General features: G+C 40.2%; 29 protein-coding genes. 18 read left to right on the top strand and 11 right to left on the bottom strand.

The window, feature by feature from the left end:
* Positions 1 to 127 precede the first annotated feature (127 nt).
* Genes AAGA18_06715 through AAGA18_06765 form a run of 11 tightly spaced genes read left to right on the top strand, consistent with a single transcriptional unit; the run spans position 128 to position 10,005 of the window.
* The gene (locus AAGA18_06715; GenBank protein ID MEM9445027.1) at positions 128 to 922 is read left to right on the top strand and encodes an RDD family protein; all 795 of its coding nucleotides are present in this window, start codon (positions 128 to 130) and stop codon (positions 920 to 922) included.
* 39 nt (positions 923 to 961) lie between these two features.
* The gene (locus AAGA18_06720) at positions 962 to 1,597 is read left to right on the top strand and encodes a hypothetical protein (protein MEM9445028.1); all 636 of its coding nucleotides are present in this window, start codon (positions 962 to 964) and stop codon (positions 1,595 to 1,597) included.
* Positions 1,594 to 2,139: a hypothetical protein gene (locus AAGA18_06725; GenBank protein ID MEM9445029.1), complete on the top strand. Its 546-nt coding sequence runs from the start codon at positions 1,594 to 1,596 to the stop codon at positions 2,137 to 2,139. Before AAGA18_06720 ends, AAGA18_06725 begins: the two co-directional genes overlap by 4 nt.
* Positions 2,140 to 2,164: 25 nt before the next feature.
* Entirely contained in the window at positions 2,165 to 2,548 is a 384-nt protein-coding gene (locus tag AAGA18_06730; GenBank protein MEM9445030.1) for a hypothetical protein, read from the top strand.
* Between the two features lies 1 nt (position 2,549).
* Complete coding sequence (locus AAGA18_06735) at positions 2,550 to 3,584, top strand: hypothetical protein (protein MEM9445031.1); 1,035 nt, start codon at positions 2,550 to 2,552, stop codon at positions 3,582 to 3,584.
* Positions 3,581 to 4,453: a hypothetical protein gene (locus AAGA18_06740; GenBank protein ID MEM9445032.1), complete on the top strand. Its 873-nt coding sequence runs from the start codon at positions 3,581 to 3,583 to the stop codon at positions 4,451 to 4,453. The genes AAGA18_06735 and AAGA18_06740 overlap by 4 nt, the downstream gene beginning before the upstream one ends.
* Before the next feature lie 2 nt (positions 4,454 to 4,455).
* The gene (locus tag AAGA18_06745) at positions 4,456 to 5,859 is read left to right on the top strand and encodes a hypothetical protein (protein ID MEM9445033.1); all 1,404 of its coding nucleotides are present in this window, start codon (positions 4,456 to 4,458) and stop codon (positions 5,857 to 5,859) included.
* Positions 5,860 to 5,881: 22 nt separating this feature from the next.
* Entirely contained in the window at positions 5,882 to 6,847 is a 966-nt protein-coding gene (locus AAGA18_06750; protein MEM9445034.1) for a MoxR family ATPase, read from the top strand.
* Positions 6,844 to 8,220, top strand: coding sequence for a DUF58 domain-containing protein (locus AAGA18_06755; GenBank protein MEM9445035.1), 1,377 nt, complete (start codon positions 6,844 to 6,846; stop codon positions 8,218 to 8,220). The genes AAGA18_06750 and AAGA18_06755 overlap by 4 nt, the downstream gene beginning before the upstream one ends.
* Positions 8,217 to 9,221, top strand: a complete 1,005-nt coding sequence (locus AAGA18_06760; GenBank protein MEM9445036.1) for a stage II sporulation protein M — start codon at positions 8,217 to 8,219, stop codon at positions 9,219 to 9,221. The genes AAGA18_06755 and AAGA18_06760 overlap by 4 nt, the downstream gene beginning before the upstream one ends.
* A gap of 13 nt (positions 9,222 to 9,234) precedes the next feature.
* Complete coding sequence (locus AAGA18_06765) at positions 9,235 to 10,005, top strand: RDD family protein (GenBank protein MEM9445037.1); 771 nt, start codon at positions 9,235 to 9,237, stop codon at positions 10,003 to 10,005.
* Between the two features lie 34 nt (positions 10,006 to 10,039).
* Here AAGA18_06765 and AAGA18_06770 read toward each other — a convergent pair whose 3' ends face one another.
* Positions 10,040 to 11,020 carry a response regulator gene (locus AAGA18_06770; protein MEM9445038.1) on the bottom strand — a complete coding sequence of 327 codons (981 nt, stop codon included), beginning with the start codon at positions 11,018 to 11,020 and terminating at the stop codon, positions 10,040 to 10,042.
* Positions 11,021 to 11,372: 352 nt separating this feature from the next.
* On the opposite strand from AAGA18_06770, the gene glgA reads away from it, so the two are divergent.
* On the top strand, positions 11,373 to 12,989 hold the full coding sequence (glgA, locus tag AAGA18_06775; GenBank protein ID MEM9445039.1) for a glycogen synthase GlgA: 1,617 nt from the start codon (positions 11,373 to 11,375) through the stop codon (positions 12,987 to 12,989).
* Positions 12,990 to 13,009: 20 nt separating this feature from the next.
* Here the strand turns inward: glgA and AAGA18_06780 are convergent, their stop codons facing one another.
* Together AAGA18_06780 and AAGA18_06785 are read right to left on the bottom strand one after the other, a co-directional pair.
* The gene (locus AAGA18_06780) at positions 13,010 to 13,696 is read right to left on the bottom strand and encodes a hypothetical protein (GenBank protein ID MEM9445040.1); all 687 of its coding nucleotides are present in this window, start codon (positions 13,694 to 13,696) and stop codon (positions 13,010 to 13,012) included.
* 12 nt (positions 13,697 to 13,708) lie between these two features.
* Entirely contained in the window at positions 13,709 to 13,933 is a 225-nt protein-coding gene (locus AAGA18_06785) for a hypothetical protein (protein MEM9445041.1), read from the bottom strand.
* A 172-nt stretch (positions 13,934 to 14,105) separates the two neighbouring features.
* Here AAGA18_06785 and bamD point away from each other — a divergent pair, with 172 nt between their 5' ends.
* Positions 14,106 to 15,155 (top strand): outer membrane protein assembly factor BamD, encoded by a 1,050-nt coding sequence (bamD, locus tag AAGA18_06790; protein MEM9445042.1) that lies wholly within the window; start codon positions 14,106 to 14,108, stop codon positions 15,153 to 15,155.
* A gap of 93 nt (positions 15,156 to 15,248) precedes the next feature.
* Entirely contained in the window at positions 15,249 to 15,770 is a 522-nt protein-coding gene (locus AAGA18_06795) for an LptE family protein (protein MEM9445043.1), read from the top strand.
* An 88-nt stretch (positions 15,771 to 15,858) separates the two neighbouring features.
* Here the strand turns inward: AAGA18_06795 and rpsT are convergent, their stop codons facing one another.
* Positions 15,859 to 16,116: a 30S ribosomal protein S20 gene (gene rpsT, locus AAGA18_06800; protein ID MEM9445044.1), complete on the bottom strand. Its 258-nt coding sequence runs from the start codon at positions 16,114 to 16,116 to the stop codon at positions 15,859 to 15,861.
* Positions 16,117 to 16,171: 55 nt separating this feature from the next.
* Here rpsT and AAGA18_06805 point away from each other — a divergent pair, with 55 nt between their 5' ends.
* Together AAGA18_06805 and AAGA18_06810 are read left to right on the top strand one after the other, a co-directional pair.
* Positions 16,172 to 16,885, top strand: a complete 714-nt coding sequence (locus AAGA18_06805; GenBank protein ID MEM9445045.1) for a hypothetical protein — start codon at positions 16,172 to 16,174, stop codon at positions 16,883 to 16,885.
* A 15-nt stretch (positions 16,886 to 16,900) separates the two neighbouring features.
* On the top strand, positions 16,901 to 17,377 hold the full coding sequence (locus AAGA18_06810; protein ID MEM9445046.1) for a PTS sugar transporter subunit IIA: 477 nt from the start codon (positions 16,901 to 16,903) through the stop codon (positions 17,375 to 17,377).
* Positions 17,378 to 17,383: 6 nt separating this feature from the next.
* Here AAGA18_06810 and rsfS read toward each other — a convergent pair whose 3' ends face one another.
* Complete coding sequence (rsfS, locus tag AAGA18_06815) at positions 17,384 to 17,725, bottom strand: ribosome silencing factor (GenBank protein ID MEM9445047.1); 342 nt, start codon at positions 17,723 to 17,725, stop codon at positions 17,384 to 17,386.
* Positions 17,726 to 17,794: 69 nt separating this feature from the next.
* On the opposite strand from rsfS, the gene uvrB reads away from it, so the two are divergent.
* The gene (gene uvrB, locus AAGA18_06820) at positions 17,795 to 19,840 is read left to right on the top strand and encodes an excinuclease ABC subunit UvrB (GenBank protein MEM9445048.1); all 2,046 of its coding nucleotides are present in this window, start codon (positions 17,795 to 17,797) and stop codon (positions 19,838 to 19,840) included.
* A gap of 103 nt (positions 19,841 to 19,943) precedes the next feature.
* On the opposite strand, the gene AAGA18_06825 is transcribed toward uvrB, so the two are convergent.
* Genes AAGA18_06825 through AAGA18_06835 form a run of 3 tightly spaced genes read right to left on the bottom strand, consistent with a single transcriptional unit; the run spans position 19,944 to position 21,812 of the window.
* On the bottom strand, positions 19,944 to 20,336 hold the full coding sequence (locus AAGA18_06825; GenBank protein ID MEM9445049.1) for an ApaG domain: 393 nt from the start codon (positions 20,334 to 20,336) through the stop codon (positions 19,944 to 19,946).
* Between the two features lie 49 nt (positions 20,337 to 20,385).
* Positions 20,386 to 21,141, bottom strand: a complete 756-nt coding sequence (locus AAGA18_06830) for a PHP-associated domain-containing protein (GenBank protein ID MEM9445050.1) — start codon at positions 21,139 to 21,141, stop codon at positions 20,386 to 20,388.
* 29 nt (positions 21,142 to 21,170) lie between these two features.
* Positions 21,171 to 21,812, bottom strand: a complete 642-nt coding sequence (locus AAGA18_06835; GenBank protein ID MEM9445051.1) for a phosphopantothenoylcysteine decarboxylase — start codon at positions 21,810 to 21,812, stop codon at positions 21,171 to 21,173.
* Between the two features lie 85 nt (positions 21,813 to 21,897).
* Here AAGA18_06835 and AAGA18_06840 point away from each other — a divergent pair, with 85 nt between their 5' ends.
* Complete coding sequence (locus tag AAGA18_06840) at positions 21,898 to 22,623, top strand: lycopene cyclase domain-containing protein (GenBank protein MEM9445052.1); 726 nt, start codon at positions 21,898 to 21,900, stop codon at positions 22,621 to 22,623.
* Here AAGA18_06840 and AAGA18_06845 read toward each other — a convergent pair.
* The 3 genes from AAGA18_06845 to fsa form a co-directional block, all read right to left on the bottom strand.
* On the bottom strand, positions 22,590 to 23,813 hold the full coding sequence (locus tag AAGA18_06845; GenBank protein ID MEM9445053.1) for a glycosyltransferase family 87 protein: 1,224 nt from the start codon (positions 23,811 to 23,813) through the stop codon (positions 22,590 to 22,592). The genes AAGA18_06840 and AAGA18_06845 overlap by 34 nt on opposite strands.
* A gap of 24 nt (positions 23,814 to 23,837) precedes the next feature.
* Positions 23,838 to 25,475, bottom strand: a complete 1,638-nt coding sequence (locus AAGA18_06850; GenBank protein MEM9445054.1) for a hypothetical protein — start codon at positions 25,473 to 25,475, stop codon at positions 23,838 to 23,840.
* Positions 25,476 to 25,557: 82 nt separating this feature from the next.
* Positions 25,558 to 26,205: a fructose-6-phosphate aldolase gene (fsa, locus tag AAGA18_06855; GenBank protein MEM9445055.1), complete on the bottom strand. Its 648-nt coding sequence runs from the start codon at positions 26,203 to 26,205 to the stop codon at positions 25,558 to 25,560.
* Positions 26,206 to 26,210 lie beyond the last annotated feature (5 nt).

Raw genomic sequence — 26,210 nt, forward strand, 5'->3', positions numbered from 1 at the left:
GATTCTGTGATTCTTGTGGCCAAAATGTTGCGCAGATCTTTAAATCTCTATTGCACCACTCGGGTTAGATTACTGATAAGTGGCAATCGTATTATTTTTAAATTCAAATTATAGGATGGAGTAGATCATGAGCTGGTACTATCAAAAAGGTCAGGAGCAAGCGGGACCTGTAGATGAGAAAGAGGTTCTTCGCTTAGCAAGCACGGGCGAAATTAATGATCTAACCTTGGTTTGGAAAGAGGGGATGAGTGGATGGAAGTCCTATGTAGAAGTAAAAGATACCTTTGACTCCTCCGATGGAAATAGCATTCAAAGTTCACAGGGTGAGATGGTTACTTGTAGTGTATCCGGTAAATCTGTTCCTAAGAGAGAGGCGATTGAATTAAATGGACGTTGGGTTTCGGCTGAACATAAGAATGAGGCGCTTGAGAGAATCAAGTCTGGCGTTGGATTAGATGAAGGGATTTATAACTATATCGGCTTTTGGTGGCGAGTATTGGCCAGGCTCGTAGATGGTATTATCACATCAATTGTATCTTACGCTCTTATGTTTCTATTAGCTATACCTTTTGGCGTGGCGGGTTTTGCAAGCAATTTAATTGGACAAAGCAGTGATGCATCTGCAGGCACCGTGGGTATATATTTTATCATTCAATTGGTGTGTTCTTTAGGCATACCTATGGCCTATGAGGTCTTTTTGATTGGTAAATTTGGTGCGACTATAGGAAAAAAACTTATTGGAGCAAAAGTGATACGTTCGGATGGATCTAAGTTGACTTATATGCGAGCTTTCGGTCGGTACTGGGGTATTATGCTAAGTGGTATTATTCTGTATATTGGATATATTATGGTTGCCTTTGATCGTGAGAAACGTGGATTGCATGATAAATTATGCGATACTCTAGTGGTGAGAAATAATTGATAGATTTTCTTTCTGCGCAGGCTGTAGTTTTATGGATGTATGGGCGAGCTACTGAAATGTCGAAAATGTGGGGTTTTACTTAAAGGTGGTAGTATCCTAGATGGCAGCTATGAAGCGTGCCCAAGCTGTCAGGCAAGTAGTCGTTTAAAAGTATACCCAGCCTATTTTGATAAAATTGAAAAGGGAAAATTAGGTCAGAAAGCACTAGGTGACAAGGAAGCTACTTGTTATTTCCATCCGGATCGCAAAGCGGTCGCTATTTGTGATGAATGCGGCAAATTCGTATGCGAGCTATGTGCAATTCCAGATCCCTTGGCAAATGATGGAGCTTCTGAAGGGGTTTTATGTCCAGAGTGCTATAGCCGTAAACTAGAATCTTCCGGTCGTAGAGGCGGAAGGGAGGAAGTCTTTTTATACGATGGTATGGCAGTCAGTCTGGCTGTTGTTCCCCTTATACCCCCTATTTGTATTATTATGTATTGGGCAATTATCTTTACTGCACCAGCGGCATTATTTCTCTCGATAGCTTATTGGGGTAAGACTAGACATTTTATGCCTAGATCCAAGATTCGTAATATCGTGGCAATAGTATTCTCACTTCTCCAGGTGCTTTTCCTCATAGGCATAGTTGTACTCATAGTGACAAGCTTAACATTCGGTGAAATGGGGTCATGAGCTATACGAAACTTAAAATTAAAGGGGCATCTATGCAAAGTCTCTTGAGTGTCCGCAAATCTAATCTATGGCTTGAGGAAGATCATTTTTTACATGTGGAAGGTAGAGGTCTCATTTTCACCTTTTGGGAGCACTACCAAAGGCTATATTTTGAAAATATCAAAGGCATCATTATCTTAACTACGAAATTGTACTTGATACATAGCGTTAGTTATAGCTTGATCGGGTTGTTTTTTTTACTCTTAGGTGTGGGCTCGAGCTTATTAGTATCTGATAATTTGACAAAATGGATAGTTATCTTGGTAGTTGGTGCTATCGGTACATTGTTTTTAATAAGAGGTATATTTATTGGGCTTTTTCGAAAGAGCTGTAAGTTTTTGATTCTTACTAATGTAGCAGCAATAGAAATACCCTCTCTAAATACGATGCGTGTTGCTGAGAATACCGAGAAAATCTTGTCAGGATTTATAGAGAAAGCGCAAGGTAAGCTGGACCAAGAGGGTTTAAAAAAGGTCATAGAGATTGAAAAAAGTGATCTTTAGAATTTCAATCATTATATTTTGATGTATGAGACAGAAGCCTCCAGCCAATTTCTCAATTCTAAGTGAAGCTAATACGTTAGGTAGAAGTATTGCCTCAACAAGATGCTTTATTCATGAGGACCGAGAGGCGGTGGCTAAGTGTATAGAGTGTCATAATTTTTTCTGCAGTGAATGTGTGGTGGATTACGAGGGACGGATGCTTTGTAACCACTGTCTGGCTGAAATTGTAGCTAAGCATAAGGATGAAGAGAAAACAGGGTCACGATGGGGCGTTCTAGCAAAAGGGTCAGGATTAGTTCTATCCATCATTCTTTTATGGGTTTTATTTTCAGGAGTAGGATTTCTTATCCAGGCTATTCCAGATAATTTTCATGAAGGTGGCTTTGTGAATAAAAGCCAGGGAAATTAGAATGCTTAAAAAGAACAGGCTTCAAAGTGTGACAAAAGATGGTGGGTGGTTAGAGCGTCGTCTTGGAGGAAGCTTAAATTTAGTAGAAGAGGGTTTCCATCTTATTAAGGCATCATCCGTCGAAAGTTGGGTAACTTATCTTCTAGGCACCCTCCCTTTCCTTCTGGCGTTAATTTATTTTTGGGGTGATTTAGTATATAGGCCTAAGATAGAAACAAGCGAAATATTAGGCATGGCAGGAACGCTTTCTCTTCTATACATATGGATGAAGGTATGGCATTCCGTTTATACAATGCGCTTACTGGAGGATTATACTGATGAGAAGCATGCTAAATTGACAGCGGAGGAATGGAGGCGAATCATTTTTTCTCAAGGCATTGTTCAACCCACTTCCTGGATTATATTGCCAACCGCTATTTTATTGCTCTTTCCATTTGGCTGGTGTTACGCCTTCTATCATAATTTTAATATTATAGGCGGTAAAGTTCGAGCAATTTCTAATAAGCAAACGGAATCATTATGGACTGATTTGAAGAGATCATGGGCTATGGCTATGGCTCGTCACAAAGAAAATCATTTACTAATATGGATGGTAAGTCCTTATTTAATGGTGCTTAGCGCGGTTTTAGTGCTTGCTACTATCTATGCTCTGCAATTGATTTATATAGAAGAATTACGGTTACTAGCCGCGTTAATGATGGTTTGGATATGGATATTGGCAGGGGTATTGATTCTTATGGTTCCGGTTGCCGCTGCCGTGGCTATTAATATAGCAAGCGTAATCATAGTAGGACCTATGCTCGTGAAAATTTTATTTGGAATAGAGAGCTCATTTACGATGAGCGGGACTAACTTTTTTTCAACAACTTTTGTCGTGATTGTTTGTGCTTTGACTTTTTTAGTTATGGAGCCTCTTGTAAAAGCTGCTTATGTTTTACGCATATATAGAGAGTCGTCTAAAAAAACGGGACGAGATCTTTTAGTAAATTTGCATAAAGTAAAAAAGAAAAAATCTGCAATTCAAGGACAGGTATGAGGGCAGGATTTACTTATCATTTGATTTTATTAGGAGTGATCCTTTTTCTTTCAATTTCATGTGCACTATCTCAAATCGAAAAGAATAATGAAATTGTTTATCAGGAGCGTAGTGAGCTAAGTAACTCTGAGCTAGAAAAGGCTATAGAAAAGACTCTTACACAGAGAAGATATTTATGGAACAAAGTGGAGAAGCAAAGTCTCCTAGAAGATGTTGACGAGAGCAATTGGTTTTTATTCTGGATAAAAAATTCACTAGAGTGGGTTAAAAATAAGTGGAAGGAATGGAATCATATGCTTAGACAATTGGTAGAAAGTTGGTTTGAAAGACTTGGTGGATCTCATAATTCTCGAGATAGGAACCCTGCGGATCCCGTATTTTTTATCAAGTTTTTTGCTTTTATTATCTTAGCACTATTTATCAGTTGGATGGTGTACTATTGGTTTAAGCATAGAAAACACATTACACTCTCTATTGACGAAGATCAGTCAGCCGAGACTGTTTCCATTCCCGATTTAGAAGATGAAGATATTTCTCCTGATCAATTACCAAGTGATGAATGGGCGAAATTAGCTGAGGAAATGTTTGAGAAGAGAGAGATGAGACTAGGACTTAGGGCTCTATTTCTGTCTTTATTGGCTCAATTAGGCCATACGAATTTCATTCAGATTCGTGCATCAAAATCAAATAGAGATTATCTCATGGAGCTAGAGCGCCGGTTTAAGAATAAAGGCAATATGATTCAATCCTTCAGGCATAATATCCAGATGATTGAAATGATTTGGTATGGGGATCATCTTGTTACAGAGACGATGATTGATTCTTTTAAAAAGAATAGCAGCATCATTCAACTAGGTGCCAAGAGCTAAAAATGAAGTCACGACTATTTCTGGTGGGGCTATTGTTATTATTGCTCTTCGGTATCATTGAGTTCTTTAGTCTAAGCTTTGAGTCTGGAGATATTTATCCTGAGTATTCATCTTTTCGATCAGATCTTAAGGGCACTCGCGTGCTTTTTGATTCTTTACAAGCGGTAAACATCTCTGCAGAACGCAATTTTATTAAACTAGGAAGTTATATGCCTGGTTATGAAGGGTCATGTGTAATCGTTTGTGGAGTGCATGAAAACAATTTCGATATGATTCCGGAAAATTTATTTCAAGAACTTGAAGCTAGGATAAGCAAAGGTTGGAGGCTAATTGTTACTTTGCCAGGAGGGGACTATAGAATTAGTTCTCAAGAAAAGAACGAGGAACAACCTAACCAAGATGATTCGCGCAAGGATCAAACAGAGGAAGTTAGTCATACTGGATCTTTTCAAGAAGGTGAAAAAAAGTTGAATGGTAGAGATGAAATTCAAAGGAAGGAGTCCAATAATAAAAGAGATTCAAGGCCAACCTTGTATGAGCGTAATTTATCTGTTTGGCTAGAATGGAATGCTGCTATAAAAAATCTCCCAACAAAGGCCTTGCCTGATGAAGAACAGAATTTCTTAGTTTCTAAGCTTTCTCAATCTTACAAACTAAAAACTAGCAGCGAGAGTATTGCCTTGCCACAAGAGATTGCTTGGTATTCAAATCGTTATTTCGACTTAATGACGGAGGGGGAAGAAGAAAGTGTGGAGGTTCGAGATCTTTGGAATATTGTCTATGAAATAGAAGGCTATCCAGTTGTAATTGAGAGACCGATCGGCTCAGGCAGCGTGGTGCTGGCTTCAGATTCTTATTTTTTGAGTAATGAAGCCCTAGCTAATGAGAGAAATGTAAACTTAATCTTATGGATAATGGATAACAAGGAGCAGGTGATTTTTGATGAAGTACACCATGGAGTGCAAAGGACATTGGGTATTTTTAATTTATTTGAGCGTTTTCGGGTAGAGGGTTTTCTTCTAGGTGTGATGATTGTTTTTGTTTTATTTCTATGGAAGAGAATGACGAGTCTTGTTGTGCAAGATGAGCGCTTCTATGGATGGCAAGTAGAGAATATTGTCAGTGGAAGAGACGCTATCTCGGGGTTGGTCCATCTATTAAAGCGTAATATAGCGAGGAAGGATTTATTAAATGTTTGTGTGCGGGAGTGGCTGATGACTGCCAGCGTTTGCCGCAAGGGTAAGGATATAGTGGGAGGTAAGCGAGACATATCCCAAGATGTTAATGAAGAACTATTTAAGTTGGCGAAACTAGGGAAAAATAGTAAATCGCTAAAGGGTATAGCAGATGAGGACTTAAAAGAGTGCTACAACCAAATTAAGAAAAAAGTTGCCATCAAAGTCTAGTTTAATAATAAAAGGTCAAATTATGAATGAATATGTAGAACAGTTAAAAGAAACGTTATCACGGGCTAAGCAAGAGGTTGGTAAAGTTATTATTGGGCAGGAATCTGTCATAGACTATTGTTTGATTGTTATTTTTACCGGAAACCATGCTCTGATAGAGGGAGTGCCTGGAGTTGCCAAAACTCTTTTAGTTCGAACTTTAGCAAAAGTATTAGGCGGCGATTTTTCTAGGATTCAGTTCACTCCTGATCTGATGCCTGCGGATATCACTGGCACCGAGGTATTCAATATGAAGACCAATGAGTTTGATTTTCATATGGGGCCAATATTCACCTCCTTTCTATTAGCAGATGAGATAAATAGGGCTCCAGCAAAAACACAGTCAGCGCTGTTACAAGCTATGCAAGAGTGGGTGGTCTCTATTAGTCGAAAAACGTATACCTTACCCGAAAATTTTACAGTTTTCGCAACGCAAAACCCGGTTGAATATGAAGGCACTTATCCCTTACCAGAAGCTCAAAAAGATAGATTTATGCTGAAAATCGACATGGATTACCCAGAACATGAAGACGAAATGGAGTTAGCCAAGAGGATGCTTGGAGACGAGACCCCAGAAAAGGTATTGAATGGGAATCAAGTACATTCGGTTATTTCAATAGAGGACTTGAGTCAATGCCGGCACAGTCTACAAGCCATTGTCATGCGAGAAGATCTTGTTGATTATGTGGTGAAAGTAGTACGAGCTACACGTGAGCATGCTGCAGTATTAACAGGTGCAGGGCCTAGAGCGACTCAAGCCTTAATAGCAGCAAGTCGAGGGATTGCCGCTTTAAACGGAAATGATTTTGTAAGCCCAGATGATATTCGTAGTATTGCTCAAGCCGTTCTTGTACATCGTGTCATTGTGAGGCCTGAATACGAAATAGAGGGTCTGACATCAGCTGATGTCATTAAAAAAATATTAACGGATGTTCCTGTGCCCAGATGATTGCTCCTCAGACAAGGCTCATCTTGGCTGCAACAGTTGTGATTATTCCGAGTCTGGGATTATGGGCTTTAGTGTCAGACCCATTAATTCAGACCCTGACTCTAACGGTTTTAGTGATGTTTTTTATGTTGCTAATTATCGACGCTATGAAGGTTTGGTATGTTCCACGGCAAATCAAAGTACAACCCATTACGGAGCTGCAACGGTTAGTTTTAGAGCATGAGGGAGTTCTAACCTTTTTGTGTACGTGGGAAGAAGAGAAAAATAAAAAATCTTCTTTTAAAATGGGCCTTAAAGTTCCTCCCAGTTTAGTGATCTCTCATGCTGGTCAGATTGTAGAATTTGAGGAAAGTGTTAAACAGGTGGAAGTTAGATTATCTTGTCAGCCATTTGAAAGAGGTAGCTTTCTTATTGATAATTGTCAGGTGGAAGTTTGCAGTTCCATGGGCTTTTGGGCCAAGCGAAAAAAAACTCCACTAAAATGTGAAATACGAGTTTACCCTAATCTAGATGAAGAAAAGGCTGTTATCTCAGCACTATTTAACAAGCGTATGTTTTCGGGTCTACATGTGCAAAGGCAAGTAGGCCAAGGGCGGGAATTTGAAAAATTACGCGACTATATTCCAGGTGATAGTTATGATGATATTAGTTGGAAAGCAACAGCAAAAAGACGCACACCAGTTACCAAAGAATATCAAATTGAAACAGAGCAGCAGATATATGTTGTGTTGGATTGTTCTCGCTTGAGTTCCCGAAAAAGTTCTTTACGACGAGGTGCCTCAAAACTTAAACAAACTGGCCCACAGCGCAACTATTTGGAAAAAGGGGTAGAAACTGCGATGTTGCTAAACATTGCCGCCGAAAACCAAAAGGATGCTTTTGGTATTGTTACTTTTAGTGATCAAGTAGAAAATTTTATTCGAGCTGGTCATGGAAGAGCAACCTTTATGGCGTGTCGGGATGCACTTTTTCAAGTGCAACCAAAACTTGTAGCTCCAGACTACCAGGAGGTTTGCACCCAATTACGAACTAAAGTAAGAAAGCGTTCTCTCTTAGTTTTCATAACTAGTTTAGACGATGTTGGGGTGATGGATCAATTACTTGCTGGTGTTCAGATATTAAGAAGCAAGCATTTGGTATTAATATGCTATTTACAACCAAAGAAGATTGAGCCCATTTTTGCAGGTCATGCAGTCAGCAGTGGCTCAGAAGTTTATGAGAGGTTGGCAGGTCATATGGCTTGGAAACAGATGCACGAAGTAGAAAATAAGTTATTATCTCAAGGTGTTTTATCCGTAGGAGTGGAATTTCAATCGATGGCTTCAGAAATTGTCTCTCAGTACCTCAATGTCAAAAGAAGACAAATACTATGATTGTTGATTTTGATAAGTTTGTGGAGCAGGAACAGGTTTATTGGCAAGAGTTAGAAGGTATGCTTGATAAAAGTGATAAAGATATTGGTTTCAAGATGTCTTTGGCAGAGATCCAACGCTTTCAGTATCTTTACGGTCGTGTCTCCTCAGATTTAGCGAAAGTTTCTGTTCTACCTTCCGAGTCTGATATACGTGTTTATTTAGAAGGATTGGTTGCCAGGACTTATAGCTTTGTTCATGAAGTTAGGGTGAGTAAGCGTCGATTTAAGATTGTATCCTGGATAAAAGATAAAGTCCCATCCGTTTTTCGGACTCGTGTAAGATCCTTTCAGCTGTCTTGCACCTTCATGTTTATAGGAGCATTATTTGGGGCTTTAGCTATTATTTGGGATCCAGCTAGTAAAGAGATTATAATGCCTTTCCCTCATTTGCTGGGGGATCCTTCTGATCGTGTGGCCTATGAGGAGGCAAATAAGAATAGCGAAACTATGGCGGGCTCTCAGGGAACATTTGCTTCTTCTTTGATGACCCACAATATTAAGGTCTCATTGTTTGTTTTTGCTTTAGGAATTACGGCAGGGATTGGTCCATCAATTTTACTCTTCTATAACGGTGTGATTCTTGGAGCGGTTTTTGCTGATTATATGATAGCTGAAGAAACCCTGTTCTTACTGGCTTGGTTACTGCCCCATGGGTCAGTAGAGTTACCAGCCGTTCTTATAGCGGGCCAGGCATCTTATGTTTTAGCCGGCGCTATTATAGGTAGAGAAGATGGAAAGCCCTTAACCACTCGCATCCGTCAAGTTTTAGATGATTTGATGCATTTACTTGGGTGTGTTGCCATTTTATTGATTTGGGCTGGAGTAGTAGAATCCTTTTTTTCTCAGTATCATTACCCTGTTCTACCTTATGAATTTAAAATTATATTTGGTGCTATTCAGCTAGTTGCATTGTTTTATTGGCTCTTAGCAAGTCGAAGGAAGTCTGAGCAAAGCACTTAAAGGTAACATGGTTATGAGTATAAGGCAGAGTCAGGAGTTATTAGTGAAGACACCTGAGGGTGTTGTTTTTTCTATTCCCTTAGCTGGTATGATTACTCGAACACTAGCTTTGTTAGTTGATTTCATGGTCATCATTATTTTAGCGAAAGCAGTCAATTTCGTAACAATTTGGTTTATGTTAGTCAGCTCAGATTTAATGAATTCGCTGAATATTATTTTATATTTTATCATCTCAACTGGATATACTATCTTTTTTGAATGGGGCTTACGTGGACAAACTCTCGGTAAACGTTTGTTAGGGTTGCAGGTTATTGATGCGGATGCCTTGCCTTTAAAGTTTTCTCAAGTGGTGATGCGAAATCTTCTCAGATTTGTAGATGCCTTGCCCGCCTTTTATTTAGTTGGTGGGATCACTGCTTTTTTTACCAGTAAGGTTCAGAGGCTAGGAGATCTTGCTGCTAATACTGTTGTAATAAGACACAGACGGGCAGATCAGCCAAGTTTAGAAAAAATCTTTGCCGGCAAATATAATTCGTTTTGTGATTACCCGCATTTAGTTGCAAAGTTGAAACAACGGATTGATATCATGGAGGCAGATATTGCTTTGCAGGCTTTGTCGCGTAGGGATGATATGAGTGATAGTGATCGATTGTTACTTTTTGATCGCTTGGCCTCGCATTTCAAAGAAATTATTGAGTTTCCAGAAAAAACAACCTTTGGTCTTAGCTCAGAGCAATATGTAAAGAATGTTGTGGATTTGCTCTTTACCAAAAAAAAGATGTAAAAAGTTTAGATCAGGTCAAGAGCTAGCTTCATTTTTAAGCGGCGGGCTGTAAAGGCTCTGTTCTAGATATATCAGCGTCTTCATTAGTATTTTGTTCACTCTTATATGTGCTAGGGGATTGTGGTCTAGAAGTTGCTGCTTTGTATGGATTTTTGCTTACTTTGGAATTGGAGGACTCATTAAGTAAGTTAGGAAATGCCGAGGCTCTGTTAGGGTAGTAGCGGTCAAATAGTTCTTCTGCTTGCGCACGGACCATATGTTGCTGTTGGTTGTTTAATACGATTCTTTCTGAGCGACCTTCAACCTCAAGGCGAATCTTACCAGAGGATAAGACTTCTATAATAATAGGCCTGAAGGCTTCTGGTTTGTATCCTTGAGCAATGTATTCAGCAATTTTTTCTTTGAGGGTGAGTTCTTCAGTTAATTTTTTGGATCCAAACTCCTTAGATACTGAAACGGAAATACGTTCAAAATGAATCTCCACAGGCAAAGGTGGAGCCCAAGGAACAACCCCATCACGGCGTTGCAGAACGCGTATTTCTCGAATTTTGCCACACAGAGCATCTATGGGGAATGGCTTTGAGACATATCGCTTAAATTTTCCACGTGCCATTTCATTGCGATTTAAGTCTTTTGCTTCATCTGGTGTGATAAGGCCTGAAATCAAAATAATTCCAATTCGGCCTAAATGAGGATCGTGCTGGATCACTTCAGAAATATCTTCTCCGTTTATATCTTGTAGACCCAGATCCAAAACAACAATGTCGGGCCGGTTAACCTTAAGTATTTGTAAGCATTCGGTGCCTGAGGCACCTGTAAGAGTTTGATAGCCCCTTGCTTGGAGGTTGGTAGACATCATTTCGATGACGTTTTCGTCATCATCTATGAGTGCAATAATTTCTACAGGATTGCCGCCATGTTCCTCAATGCCTAATTTGTAGCCCTCTTCAAAAGCCATACGTTCGTTGTCGCTCTCGAATTTTTTCTGGTCGATCATTTCTTGAATGTTAGACATCTTAATAGCAATGAGTAGTGGTTCTCCCTACTTGTTGAAAATCGACAAAATATTTCCAAAATAAAGCCAAAAATACAAAAGATATAGTTTGTATAAATTAAATGATTTAATAATCAGTTGTTTGTCATTTAGAAAGACAGAAAAAAACATAAGAATTACTAATAAATTTGAAGCTAGGGAACTAGTTGCTATCATTGGGGTTAAAGTTAGTTAAATAAAAGGCAGTAAGTGGCTAGATTTTTGATTCCTTAAAGAATTTGCAAATATGATTCCCTTTTGCCGAATAGGCTTATATGACATCTAGAGAGTTTCTCCTAAAGATAGGGCTGTTGGTGGTAATTCCAGACGAATTATGAAAATCTTATTTGTATGTTCTGAATGCATGCCCTACGTGAAAACGGGTGGACTAGGAGATGCGACAGCAGGGCTTGCTAAAGCTCTGGGTGAATTAGGACATGAAGTCAGAGTCTTGATGCCTCTCTACTCAGAGATTCCGAGGGAGAAATATAAGATTAAGTACTTAGCATCATCTTGTATTCATATGGGTGATGGTGAAGAGCAATGGATAGGACTCTATGAGGGCAGTTTGAGCTTAAAAGTTCGAATTTGGTTTATGGAGTGTGATCGTTTTTTTGCGAGGCCCGGCATCTATAGTTATAATAATGAGGATTATCCAGATAACGCTTATCGTTATGCCCTATTATCCAAAGCAGCTCTACAAATAGCTAAAGATCAGATATTTATACCAGAAGTCATGCATGTTCATGATTGGCCTGCCGCTTTAGTTCCTCTTTTCCTGAAGACTTGGGATAGGATTTTATCTCCGCTTTCCTCTACCGCTAGCGTTCTAACAATTCATAATATTGGCTATCAAGGGGTTTACACTGCGGATGTCTTGAAATTTTTAGGTGTTGGACTCGAGTATTATCACTCAGGATGTCTAGAGGCACACGGACGGATCAATATGCTTAAAGCGGGGATTGCTATGGCTGATGCCATTACGACGGTTTCTCCCACTCATGCAGATGAGATTTGTGATCCTATTGGAGGGATGGGGATGGCGCCATATATCAGCTCCAGAAAGGGCGATCTATTTGGTATTTTAAACGGAGTTGATTACGACCACTGGGATCCTGAGACTGATGAGCATATTCCATTTAATTATTCTGTTAGGGATACAAGTGGCAAAGTGGGCTGTAAAAAAGAGCTTCAAAGATATTTTGGATTACCAGAGGGCAAAGAGATTCCAGTAGTAGGTATTGTTACCCGATTAGTAGCCCAGAAAGGCATTTCATTAATGCAAGAAGCCTTAGGTTCTGTGGTAGATGAAATGGACTTACAGTTGGTAATGCTTGGTTCAGGCTTACATGAGACAGAGGCATTCTTTCACCGATTGAAGCAACGTTTTCCTGATAAAGTTGGGATTCATATTGGCTTTTCTGGACCCCTGTCTCACTTGATAGAAGCTGGTAGTGACTTTTTCCTGATGCCCTCTATCTACGAGCCGTGTGGCCTGAACCAAATTTACTCATTAAAATATGGTACTGTCCCCATAGTCCGGTCAACAGGTGGACTCGAGGATACGGTAGTCGATTGGAAAAATAACAATGGAACAGGCATTAAGTTTAACGATATTTCTGCCGATTCTATGAAAGAAGCTCTGTGCCGGGCTATGCAACTTTGGTATGACTATCCCAAAGAGTACTTAGCTATAAGAAAGCGGGGCATGAAGCAGGATTTTTGTTGGAAAGAATCTGCTAAAAAATATGAAGTTGTTTACACACATGCAATAGAGCGGCGTTTGAATTTGCTGCCAGAAGCAGTCAAAGAAGACGTCCATGAGAAGGGAACTATGAGCAAGGTAAAAAATAATCTTAGCAAGAGCAAGGGTGCAGCGGGTCGTCTGCAAAGAGTAAATGGTAATTTTATGCTTCAGGCAATCCGAGGTACTAGCAAAGGCAAGTCCTAGGTCCGAGCCCAAGCTACGAGCTAGGGGCTTTTGTCCTCAGAAGGCTCCTCTTTTTTAGAAGACTTGGATTTATCATCTTTTTTATCTTTAGAGTCCTTTTTTGATTTTTCTGGGTCTTTGGCCTTTTCGTCCTCCTCAGATGGATCTGATGGCACTTGTCCCTCAATCATAGTGCGAAAAGCAAGGGTGGCTGTTTTAACAACTGCATAAGGGCCTGTCATTTTGGCAAATACACTGCCTCTAGGATGTTCTATGATAGCCCCCAGAAGGCCAGAATCTTTAACTGGTGTCACTTTTCCTCCGGGAATACCGCGGTTGTAAGTGCCTTTTGCCGAAAGGTAATGAATAACATTGCCTTCTCGAATAGCATTGTAGATTTCAGATTCATCAAGCGGATTAAATTGGCTCTTCCAGCGCTCTAAATTTGCATGAACTTGACCTCCTTGGCCTCTGCCAAAATGAAAGAAGACAACATCAACTTTCTTTTTTAGGTCTTCATTGATGAATGAGAGTTGAGCGGCCCTCATTGGAGAACTTGTTTCAATCCAGTTCCAGTCTTCGGGAATATCAAACTGGAAAGCTCCTACATTGAATTCTTTGATTTCCTCGGTTTTTTCAGCTTTATCAGAATCTTGGGCATTTAATGAAGATGCAGAGGTAAGCAACAGGCTGAAAAGAGTAAGTGTAGGCAGTGTATTAAATTTCATATAATATGGTTGTTAAGCTTGAATCCTTCTAGACCATTCATCGACAGCAACGACCTGTATTTTTAAGAGATTTTGGTGATAACGCTTAATTTGTCTATCGGACCAATAGGGATAACGTTCTCTTATGAGTGCTAGTGTCCAATCATCTGCCAGTTTCACATCCTCTCTAGATAGTCTGCCTAATGCCTTCTTATACAAGAGCTGATTAATACGCTCAGGTATCTTCAAAAAATTCACGCCTAAGATAATATCTTTGGTGGGATGTCGATATCAAGCTCAGTGTCTAAAAATCTTTAGAACACCTGTAAGTCATTGAAATAAATGACCTCATTTCTCTGTTACTAGGCTATTTTAGGCACCCACAGGGTTTCTTGGAAATCTTGACGGCATGCTAGGGAGGGCTAGAATAATGCGAATGAGAAAAACAGCTTGGGTGTTTTTGTTGTGTGCCCTAATTTTTAGCTCAGTGCAGGCAGCGTTAGTTTGGAGGCCAGGGGAAGGATGGGTTCAAGAGGACAGTGGAGAAGTACTAGCCGCTAGTGACTCTAAAGCCCAAATGGCCTTAGCCAAGAAGTTTGAGATCGATGAGAATTGGGAAGCAGCTCTTAAGTCTTATAAGATTCTTGTGAGACGTTGGCCACTTTCATCCTCAGCCGGAGAAGCTCAATTTAAAGTCGGCTTTATGGCGGAAAAGGCAGCAAATTTCTGGGAAGCCTACAAGGCATATAACTTGGTCATAAAGAAATACCCGGGAAGCCAATTTTTTGATCTAGCTATTGAGCGAAAATTTAGCATTGGAAGGCTATATTTAGCTGGTGAGCCTCAAAAGCTCTGGAAGATACCTTTATTGCCCTCCATGGATAAGGCTGTAGAAATTTTTCAAAGTGTGATAGACGATGCACCTTATGGGGAGTATGCTGCTGACTCCTATTTTCATATAGGTCTTGCAAGACAGAAACAGGGCAAGTGGAGTGAGGCAATCCAAGCTTACAGAACGATCCTAGATCGTTATTTAAATAGTTCCATTGCAGATGATGCTCAGTACCAAATAGGCTACGCTTGGTATAAAGCTTCTTCCCTGCCTGAATATGACCAGAGTGCAGCTCAAAAATCTATTGAAGCTTTTGAGGATTTTGCTGTGAAGTATCCTAATAGCGAAAAGATTATTCAGGCCGAAGAATATATGGAGGAATTAAATGGAAGGCAGGTTCAGGGTGCCTTCAACGTTGCTAAGTTTTACGAAACCCAAAAAAATTACAAGGCAGCATATATATATTACAACGATGTGGTTCAACGCAGTCCGGAATCAAACGAAGCTTCAGAGGCTAAAAAGCGTATCGCCATTATCCGCCCTTTAGTGGCTGAGGAATTGAACTTGCCTTCTCTAGAAGAAGAAAACACCTCTGAACAGGTTGAATCTGAAAGAAGAATTCTTCAAGAAAGACAAGAGAGGTCTTAAAGTGCTTCAAGTTATAACTGGGTTAGCTTGCATCGATTTATTGAATGATTTGATTTGTCACATACACTTTCTATAGCTTTACTCTGAACATCTATGATTTTTTCAAGGTTCCTCTTAGGTAAATTCTTATTGCTAACTATGCTAGCTGTGGGTTGTGCTGGATATAGACTCGGTAATATCCCAAGGACTGACATGGAAGGTGTAGAAACAATCTATGTTCCAGTGGTTAAGAATCTGACATTTGAGCCTGGATTGGAGGTTGTGACGACTAATGCGATCATTCGTGAAATAGAGAATGATGGCACCTACCAAACGAGTAGATTGCGTAATGCGGATGCGACTTTGGATGTGACAATCACCAAATTTAGCCGTGAGCCTTTGAGACGTGATATAGGCGATGCTAGCTTTGTGACCGAATATAGAGGAGTTCTGGAGGCTAAAGTATCTTTAACTAACCTTAAGACCGGGACCTTGCTATTTAAAGACCGCACTGTCAAAGGAACAACTGATTACTTCTTCCAAGACAATTTCCAAGAAGTGGAAAGACAGGCGTTACCACTGGCTTCTATCAGTCTTGCGCAGAAAATAAGCGGAATGGTAACCGATGGGTGGTAGAACAGGAAGCTTCGTCTAAAGCCTATCCAAGCAGTAGGTTCTTATACCTGTCATCACAAAAGTAATCAAATCGAAAAGTGTGCTAGATCTAGTCTTTTAGAAGCACAGCGATCCGTGACTTCTTGCGAGCAGCGGTATTTTTGTGCATGGATCCGCGCTTGGAAGCTTTATCAATAGAGGAAGCAAACTGGGAGTACAGTTTCTTGGCACCCTCTTTGTCACCGCCGTCCACCAGGGCTCTAATTTTCTTTTCATTGGTGCGTGCGCGGGTCACTAAAAATTTATTAACCAGTCGACGGCGTTCTGTTACTCGTGTCTTCTTTTGTGCTGATTTTGTATTTGCCATAGTCTTTTAAAAAGTGGTGATGGATAATGGGATTCTTTTTGTCTAAAGTCAAGGCGTGAAAATTTTAAAATTTTTCATTGCTCTCTTTCTACTGCCGTTCCTTACTGCTTCATGCGTATTTGGGCACTACTTGGTCTTTCAAGCATATGTCAATTGGTCCTGGGCTCAAGCGAGTTGGTTTCTAGGAGGTTTTCTTCTGTGGGTCATCTACTTTTTCTTTTTACCAAGGCCGAATTGGCTTTATGTCTTTGGACATGAGTGTACTCACGCTCTGGCAGTAGTCATGAGTGGTGGGAAGATTGATGATTTCAAAGTCACCTCAAGGGGAGGGCAGGTTGTATGCAATAAAATGTCAGCTTGGATCGCTTTATCGCCCTATCTTGTTCCTCTGTACCCTCTTATCATTGGTCTCATCTGGGGCGTTCTTCTAGTATTTTTGCCAAAGTTATCGGAGTTTCAGAATATATTTTTATTTACTTGGGGGTTAACCTGGAGCTTTCATGTGACTTTTACGCTTTATGTTATGGGTAGGGTGCAGACAGATTTTTCGTCTCAGGGCTATATTTTTTCTTTTGTCGTCATTGCACTGGTTAATTTATGGATGGTGCTCATTCTTGCGTGGTGGTGGCTTCAGCCTTTTGGATTGAAAGAGGGTGCAGGGCAGTTTTTAGATATGCTTATGAACCATTATGGATTTGTTTGGGACGGAATGATGGATTTAATGAAAAATCTACTTAAAAGAATAGCCACCGCTCATGAAATAAGTTAAATACCGTATCAGATTATGGAAATTTCAGGATTGATTTCAGAGACAAGCATCATTGAGCTTTCTGGTGCTGAGGGAAGAGAGCGTGTTTTTGCCGAAATGGTTGATTATCTTGTGCAACAGGGTTCTTTACCAACAGATTTAAGAGAAAGTGTCTTAAAAAATTTGGAGGAAAGAGAGGCCAAAATAAGCACGAGTATTGGAGATGGTATTGGCCTTCCTCATGCCTCAATCCAAGGGTTGCCCGAGGTCCTTGCTCTCTTAGCAAAGGTCGATGAGTCTATTGACTCCCAGTCAACAGACGGAAAACCAATTAAGATCTTTTTCATGATATTGGTTCCCTTTGATAAATACTCAATACATTTGCGAACCTTGGCTACGGTAGCGCGTTTTCTTAACCAGCCAGAAATCAAAAGCAAGCTAAACGAGGCGGGGAATAAAAAAGATTTATTCCAAATCATTCAAAGTCAAAAATTTTTGACATCGAGTGCTTGAGTGCATCTAGTATGTTTTGGCATCTTTCCAAAGGCTCTCTAGGTTGTAGTAGTTCCGTTTTTCTTCACTCATGATATGCACAAGAACGTCTCCATAGTCGACAATCATCCACTGGCTAGCCATATTACCATCTTTAGAATACGGTTTGATCTGATGTTCTTCTTTGAGTCGCAGATGGACTTCTTCGGAAATAGCTTTGAGATGTGGGTCAGCCATTCCAGAGCAAATGAAAAAATAGAGTGCTGGCCCATCTAATTCGGAGAGATCTAGAATCACTGGGTTTAGGCACTTTTTATCTTCTGCATATTTTTTGCAGAGTTTGGCAAGTTCGAGTCCTTCAGTTGGCATGGATTTGTTTTGTGGAAAGCAATGGATGATGATTTAAGATGATTTTAAAGCGTAAGGAAAGCAGGAATAGTGAGATTTAAATTAGCAGGCGGTATGAAGCCTAGTGGAGATCAGCCACAAGCCATCGAAAAACTCAGTAAGCGTCTTGAATCAAATGAGAAATCATCAGTCCTACTGGGAGTCACTGGCTCAGGGAAGACGTTCACTATGGCTAATGTCATAGAAAAGATAAATCGTCCTACATTAGTAATTTCTCATAATAAAACACTTGCTGCCCAATTGTTCAGTGAGCTAAAGCAGTTTTTCCCAAATAATGCAGTTGAATACTTTGTAAGCTACTTTGATTACTATCAACCTGAGGCCTATGTGCCACGGACTGATACCTATATTGAAAAGGATTCTAGTATCAATGAAGAAATTGAGAGGTTGAGGTTGTCTGCTACAAGCTCGCTTTTAACCCGTAGAGACGTCGTGGTCGTGGCAAGCGTTTCATGCATTTATGGGTTAGGGTCGCCGGAAGACTACGAACAGATGGTAGTTTCTATAGCTGTAGGTGACATCATGAGTCGCGATGCCTTTTTGGCTAGGTTGGTGGAAACACAGTATGAACGCAATGATGTAGAGATTAATCGCGGTAAATTTCGAGTGCGTGGAGATGTTATTGAGCTTGCACCTGCTTATACGGAGGAGGGGCTGCGAGTTGAGTTTTTTGGAGACGAAATTGATCGTATTTCGAGCTTTGATCTGCTCACGGGAGAAACATTAGGAGAGTTGCCGCGCAGTATTGTTTTTCCAGCTCGCCATTTTGTGACGCCTCATGAAAAAATGCGCCGTGCAATTGTGCACATTCAAAAAGAGCTTGATGAACGGATTGCTCAATTTGAGCAACAGGGTAAGTACTTAGAAGCTCAGAGGATAAAGATGAGGACAACTTATGATATCGATATGATGCAAGAGATGGGCTTCTGCAATGGTATTGAAAATTACTCCAGGCATTTGAGTGCGCGTCCGCCAGGTTCTAGGCCGTATACGCTCATTGATTTCTTCCCAAAAGACTTTCTAACTATTATTGATGAGTCTCATGCTTCTGTTCCACAGATAGGAGGAATGTACGCTGGTGATCGCTCTCGAAAAATGGTGTTAGTAGAGCATGGGTTTCGCTTGCCTTCTGCTTTGGATAACAGACCCTTAAACGCGGCAGAATTCGAATCTCTGATGAATCAAGTTGTCTATGTTTCTGCTACGCCAGCAGATTATGAGTTGAAGGAAGTCAAGGGAGAGGTCATTGAGCAAATTATACGACCCACTGGACTCCTTGATCCTCTTATTCAAATGAAGCCTTTAAGAGGGCAGATCGATACAGTAATGTCTGAGAGTCGCAAACGCATTGAGCGGGGAGAGCGCGTATTGGTCACAACACTTACGAAGCGGACCGCGGAAGATTTATCTAATTACCTTAGGGAGTCTGGTTTAAAAGTTCAGTACATACACGCAGAGGTAGATGCCGTGGCTAGAGTGGAGATTTTGCGTTCTTTGCGTCAGGGTGAATGCGACATATTGGTGGGTATTAACTTATTAAGAGAAGGGCTAGACCTTCCAGAGGTCTCATTAGTGGCAATATTGGATGCAGACAAGGAAGGTTATCTGCGCTCGGAAACTTCGCTGATTCAAACAGCGGGTAGAGCTGCGAGACACGTTAATGGAACGGTTATCCTTTTTGCAGATAAAAAAACAAAGTCAATTAACAAGCTGATTGAAGTCACAGAGTATCGTCGCAAAAAACAAATGGCACATAATCAATTGAAAGGCATTACTCCCAAGACAGTTAAAAGGGCGGTTCAGGAGAGTCTATCTACAATTGTTCGAGGCAACAGTGCGTCTTCACGTGTCATGGAAGGTGCAAACCAAGATGGAGATATTTTAGAAACGCTAAGAGAACTTCAGAGTGAGATGGTTGAAGCCTCAGAGAGACTAGAATTTGAAAAAGCAGCGTTGCTGCGTGATCAAATTAAGGAACTCAAAACTCAGCTAGGCAATGATCCGGAAATTCTCGAAGAAAAAACCATGAAGAGGAAAAAAATATCTTACCGTGGGAAAATAAAGAAGATGTCTTAAGCACTCGAATGAATGATTAAAAGCAAAGGTTCATGGGATACTATGATTCTCTAGAATACCTATCAAAGAACATAAGTATAGTTTCACAGGGGATCATTCAGGTTTAATCCTCTGGCGGTTTCATCACAAATGAGGGAATTCTTGCAAGCACTCCACTGCCTTCCGCATCTTTTCCCAGGTAAGCGCCTTCTGCTTTGCTAGGGCCACTCACAATGTGATAGCTGTGATAATGGAACTGGTCACCAGGTGCAAGTCGGGGGAATTGGCCGATCACTCCATCTCCCTCGATAATTAGGCGGTGACCTTCTTGGTTTGTCACCAACCATTTACGGCCAACAATGGTGACCACCTGCAAACTATCATTATGAATAGTAATGTAATAGGTGAACTGGTGTGGCTTGTGAGGTGGTGTCTGAGCGTCTTTGCAGTATTCAACTTTATCTACACTAACCCACAGTCCAGAGATTTCTTCATGTTCGAGCGAGGAGTTTGGCATCTTGTAGAATGAAAATGTTAATTACAGCTAGGGAATTAAAGGGGCTTTACTAGGAGTGTTGCATTAGGGCTTTGAGTCGCTTATTTTCTCTCTTTATAACCCCCGGCCTTTGCAAACGCCTATTAAGATCTTGCATAACCAAGTTTTTTGCATAAATGACAAATTCAAGCAAGTCCATATATTTATACTCATAGGAGACTAAGTTATCTCGTATGCCTTGGAAGATTGCCTCTGCAGTAAGTTGTTTTGCTTCGACGAGGCTACTATTGTAACCGACCATTTTGAGTTGGTGAGCATCGGAGTTTGCGAGAATGGTAATATCATTCTTTTCTGCCCATATTTCTGCCTCTTGGTTAGGGTTATAAAAAGGAAAATAGAAATGACAAAACTCTACAGCATCCAGCAAATAGTGGATTTCATCGAGATATTGATGAGCACAGGTCTTGCGAGGGTAAAATGGATGGGGTGCTACGATTAGCATAGAGTCTCCGTGATAAGCACGAGCCTTTTCTAGATCTGCTTTCGTACTAAAAGCGTCATTGGGGAAAAATCTTGGGTCTGCATTTAAAATAAGTATTTCCTTTCCATCAACGATGCGCTCAACTCCTGGAATAAGCAAGATGCCTTTAGATTTTGCATAAGCTGAAGCTTGAGGGTCTATAAAATAGTCTCTGTGAGGAGTTATACTCAGCACATCTATCCCTAAATGCTTGGCTTGGTCAATAAGCTGTTCTGCAGAATAGTCTAAGACATCAATCGGATCGCAGTTACAATGATTATGTAGATCTACACGGTATTTAGGCATAACAAGAATAATTGATTTTCCCTAAATGTTCACTTAGCCCATTCTTTGAGAAACTTTAATAATTCTTTATTGCTGGGTAGGGTGACTACGTCCTGCCCTGAAGTGATAAAGGCACAGCCTTTTCCAAATGCTGGTCCGTTTACAACACAAGCATTGGTGTGGTTGAATTCGATTTGTGCTCGACCTTTGCGAATGGCCTCTTCTTCAGTTCCATCAACTTCATATTTCCAGCCCACAATTTTGCTTTTAGGGTACCAAGAGCGAAGTTCCACAATAAGTTTGGGAGCGGGTCTAAGACTGAGTGTTAACTCATGAGCACTACTAGAAATTTTTCCTGGGTCATTTAGCAAATGAGATTCACTGCGGATTTCTTTAATCATAAAATCTGTGAGTGCAGCTATGTGAAAAATATAACTTGGGTGATCGCTATTAGCAGCTCTTTCCCTCATTATATTGATTAAAGACTGTAGGGTGGAGAAAGGAGTGACATATCTATCAGGGATTTGTTCAGTGCAGGTAGACATTTCACCTCTAAAGCAAGTTAGATCATGCCCTTCATCCAAAAAAGCGTTGGCGAGTTGCGTTCCAAGCGTGCCGGTGGAAAAATTAGTGATTCTTCTAACGCGGTCTATTGGCTCGTAACTTGGACCTAAAGTAATGTAGATTCTCATTTGCTATGGAACTTAAGGACTATAGAATAGTATTTGCGACAGTAAGAACAATACTAGAAAAGTTCCCCCTCTTTAATCACCAATAATGACATACTTTAGATTTCATCTCATCTTTAATCTTCCAATACTTCTCTGTCTAATTCTAGGTTTATATTTTTTTGGCAGTTGGGGTTTGGAGCAATGGTGTGTTTTAGGAGTTGTTCTAGGAATTGTCATGATTTTTACGACTCCATGGGATAACTATGCGGCTTATTGTGGAATCTGGGGTTTTGCAGATAATCGGTATTGGAAGATGGTGAAGTATTTACCTGTAGAAGAATACCTTTTCTTTGTTATTCAGTCAGTTCAAGCCATGCTGTTAACTCAAATTTTTATTGATACCAATGCTAAAGAAAGTTTAGAAGTTTCTTGGGGCCTTGATCGCTGGATCTTAATGGGCATGCTTTCGTTAGTCTTTTTAGTAATAGGTTTGTTTGGGAAAAAGCGGATTGATTCAAAGAGTCGTTGGCATTACGCTTGGCATCTTTTTTACTGGTTTTTGCCTGTGATCTTTATGCAGTGGATCATTGGGTGGGAAGTGTTATTGCCAAGATGGGAGTGGGTCGTTTTTCCTGCCCTATTATTAGGGACTTATCTTTCCCTAGCGGACTATTTAGCCATTAATGAGGGGATTTGGCATTTTGATTATAAGCAAGTGACAGGGGTAATGATCGGCAAAAAGATGCCGTGGGAAGAGGCCGCTTTCTTTTACCTAACAAGTTTCCTAGTAGCTCAGAGCTACCTTATCTTGCTTCCTGAAGCTTTGAGGTAAGTAAGTAAGTAGGCTACAAAAATAAGACTGAGACTTGGTGCAACATAAGAAAACCCCACACTTTCCCCCAGAATGGAGAAAAAGACAGCTCCCCATGTCAAGGCATAGAGGACACTTATCAAAAGGGTATTCTTTTCTTGATGTCTTTCAAGAATCATACCGACAAAGGGGATAAAGAGAATCAGGTCATAAAATAATAGGTAAGGAGAAAACAAAAAAGCGAGGGCAGTGGCAAAATAGAAATGCAAATGAAGAGGCCATTTTTTGGCCTGAGTTTTACTGCCGATGAAAAAGAAGAGGCCTATTCCTAATGATATAGACAGGATTGCAAGGAGCAGCCCTATTAAAGGTGAATCGATTTTTAGGAAGCTTTGCACAAAAGAGAGCCAAGTGCATCCCCAGAAATGATTGAAAGCTTCACTTCGATGATTGAGTATAATATTGAGCCAGTCTTGATGCACTTCTAAGCCAAAAATAATGAAGGAAAGGGTTCCACCAACCAGAAGCATTGATAAGGCTCCTAGTAATATCCTTTTGTTGAGAAAAAAGAGGAAAGGTAAGAAGCATAAAATTAATTGTGGTTTATAGGCCAGCAAGCCAATACAGCCACCTGCCAAAAAAAATTTTTTCTTGTAAACCAAGAAGCCAGAAAAAGTAATAACTAATAGACTGATAGAACCATTTTGGCCTATTCCTAGTGTATAGCTAAAGCCAGGAAACGATAGTAAGAGAAGCAGGACTTTGAGCCTTTCTTTGAAATATACTTGCAAAAGAAGTAACCCGCCAGCACTGATATAGAGGAGAATAGAAAATAGGCTCCATAAATCTGCAAAAGTAGTATAATCATGGCCAGCCAAGATGGATAGAACATAATGAAAAGCTAGTGTAGGAGGAGGGTAGAGATAATGGTCACCTTTAAAATTCTCAGTGTATTCAGAATCAGGATAGAGAAATATAAATTTTTCTCCTAATCTAGCGATTTGATATGGGGCTTTCATATTCTCCTCAAGGACAAGTTGGCATGCGACATAGTGTTGTATCAAATCATTGGGACTGAATTGAGGTCCTATATCCCATTCACCCGTAGCTGGATTATCTTGTATGAAGAGTGAGGCAAAGAGATAGCATTGAATGGATGCCAACACGGAGAGTGTGACCCACAAAGCATTGTGGCAAAAGAAAGATTTCATGGATTTAGGTTATTTAAGAAACACCTAGTTATGCTCAGCTGTTTGCTTTTTGCCCTTGCTGTTACTCTGTAAGAATAGACCTGGATCTAACCATGTTGGATGCTGAATGACAAATTGCCACTTACCTTTGTGTTGATTGAGTTGCCCATAAAAGTAAAGTGAATCATCTTTGATATAAGTAGAGGTAATTTTGTTGAGTAGCTTTTTGTTAGGAGACCATATGGTAAAAGTTTCATTATGCACCTTTATTTGAAAGGGTTTGGTGCTCACAACAATCGAGTCAACCAAAAGCACTTTGTTATAAAAGTAACTTGATTGCAAGGGGGTGTGCATGGGGATTTTATTGGTAGATTGTGCCATAGCTAGATTCATATGTGCATAATCTAGCTTTACTGGCCTAGAAGGAGGTGTTGGCTCATAGGATGGGTTATCTAGAAATACTTTTCTTTTCTGAACAGTAAATGGAATTGTTTTGAATTTTGCTAAAATTGGCAAATGATCTGAGAAGCCGTATCCATTTTTTTGGTTGTTCCATCTAATCGGTATTCCTGTTATCTTATCAGTGTTTACTCCCGGCAAAGATAGGACTTTGAAAGAATTATCGATGTATTGTATACCTTTATAATCATAGAGCCCTTGGGGGATAATAAGATGCATGAGAGTGCTGTGATGACCTTTGAAAATTTCGCTGTAGCGTTGATCGAAAGGTAGTTCAAACCAAAGATTGTAAAGATCAATCTCAGGATCACTTATTAAGCCAATTTCGTTGCCTTTGGATTTCAAGACATCATTAATCCCCGTCCTTTTCATGGATGGGAAAAGGTTAGTTTGGTTATAATGAGAATTCAGATCTCCACCAATGATAAAGTCATAATAGGAATCTTCAGCTAGTAATTCATCAATTCGACTTCGTAGCACTCTGGCATTTCCGGTGCGTATTAACTCAGATTCCTCTGAACTAGCACCAGCTTTCCAGTGGTTATTGAAAATGATTAAAGGAATCTCTCCGATCTCTATTTTAACTTCTAGGATGCCTCTGCCCCCGGCAGTTTTATGAGTGATCGAATTCGTTATGGGGAACTTGCTAAAAGTAGCGTTTACGTGAGGAAAGGAATAGCCAAGAGGGTCTGGATAAGAATCACCAACCGCAACAAAATATTCACCCAAGCCTGCTTCAAAAAGAATTCGCCACAGCCAAGCTTCAGCAGGCACTTGCTTAAACTGAGCAGATCGATTTGATGTCAACATATCTCTGACAGTTACTTCAGGGTTTTCGTATAAAAAACGACGCAAATCCCCATGCCATCCTTCAGGTGTTTGATCTGCTTCAAGTTCCTGAAAGAGGATGATTTCAGGTCCTTCTCCTTTATTAATAGTCGAAAGAATGTAAGAAATATTTTCTAGCTTGGTAAGAAACTTGGTTGCCGTATAGCCGTTGGGTCGATCTACCGTTTGAGGCTTGTAGTCATTGAAGATGGCTTGCCCATCTATATCGAAGAGATTCTCCACATTGTAGGCTACAACTGTGAGGGGGACTGATGTGGAATCATCTACAAATAGATTGGGATCTTCCTCAAGTAGAAAAGACTCCTCCCTTGAGCAAGATATCAAAAAGAGTGCTATAGATATAATCCATAAAAAGTTAAAAACAGAATGACTCATTGTCTTGCTCTTTAGTTAAAAAAAACGGCGAGCTTAAAAGCTCACCGTTTCACTGCATCAAAAATTACGATGAAAGCATAAATTATTTTCCAGCGCCTTTTTCCCAGTCTTCCATGAACTTTTTAAGCCCAATATCTGTCATCGGATGCTTAATCAATTGCTTAAGGACTTTCCCAGGAGCAGTAATGACATCGCTACCGATTTTTGCTGCATTTAAGAAGTGCATTGGGCTTCTCGCAGATGCAGTTAGGATCATCGTTTCCATCCCGTAATTATCATACACTTGGCGGATGTCAGCAATGAGGTCCATGCCGTCTTGGCTGAGATCATCTAAACGGCCTACGAAAGGGCTTATGTAAGTAGCACCAGCTTTTGCAGCCAACAAGGCCTGAGATGCAGAAAAGCATAGAGTGACATTTGTTTTAATACCCCTTTGGGTAAGCGCTGCTGTTGCTTTTAGACCTTCTTCAATAAGGGGTATTTTAACCACAACATTCTCGTGCCAGGTTGCGCACTCTTCACCCTCTTTGATCATAGTTGGCGCATCCAAAGAAGTGACTTCTGCGCTGATTGGACCATCGACGATATTGCAAATCTCTGTGATCAGATCTTTAAATTTTTTGCCACTTTTGGCTGCAAGTGAAGGGTTTGTAGTGACACCGTCAACAATTCCCATTTCATTGAGTTCGCGAATTTCATCTGTATCACCAGAATCGATAAAAATGATCATATTTT

It is taken from the genome of Verrucomicrobiota bacterium, assembly GCA_039192515.1.
In the GTDB taxonomy this organism is placed as follows: Bacteria; Verrucomicrobiota; Verrucomicrobiia; order Methylacidiphilales; family JBCCWR01; genus JBCCWR01.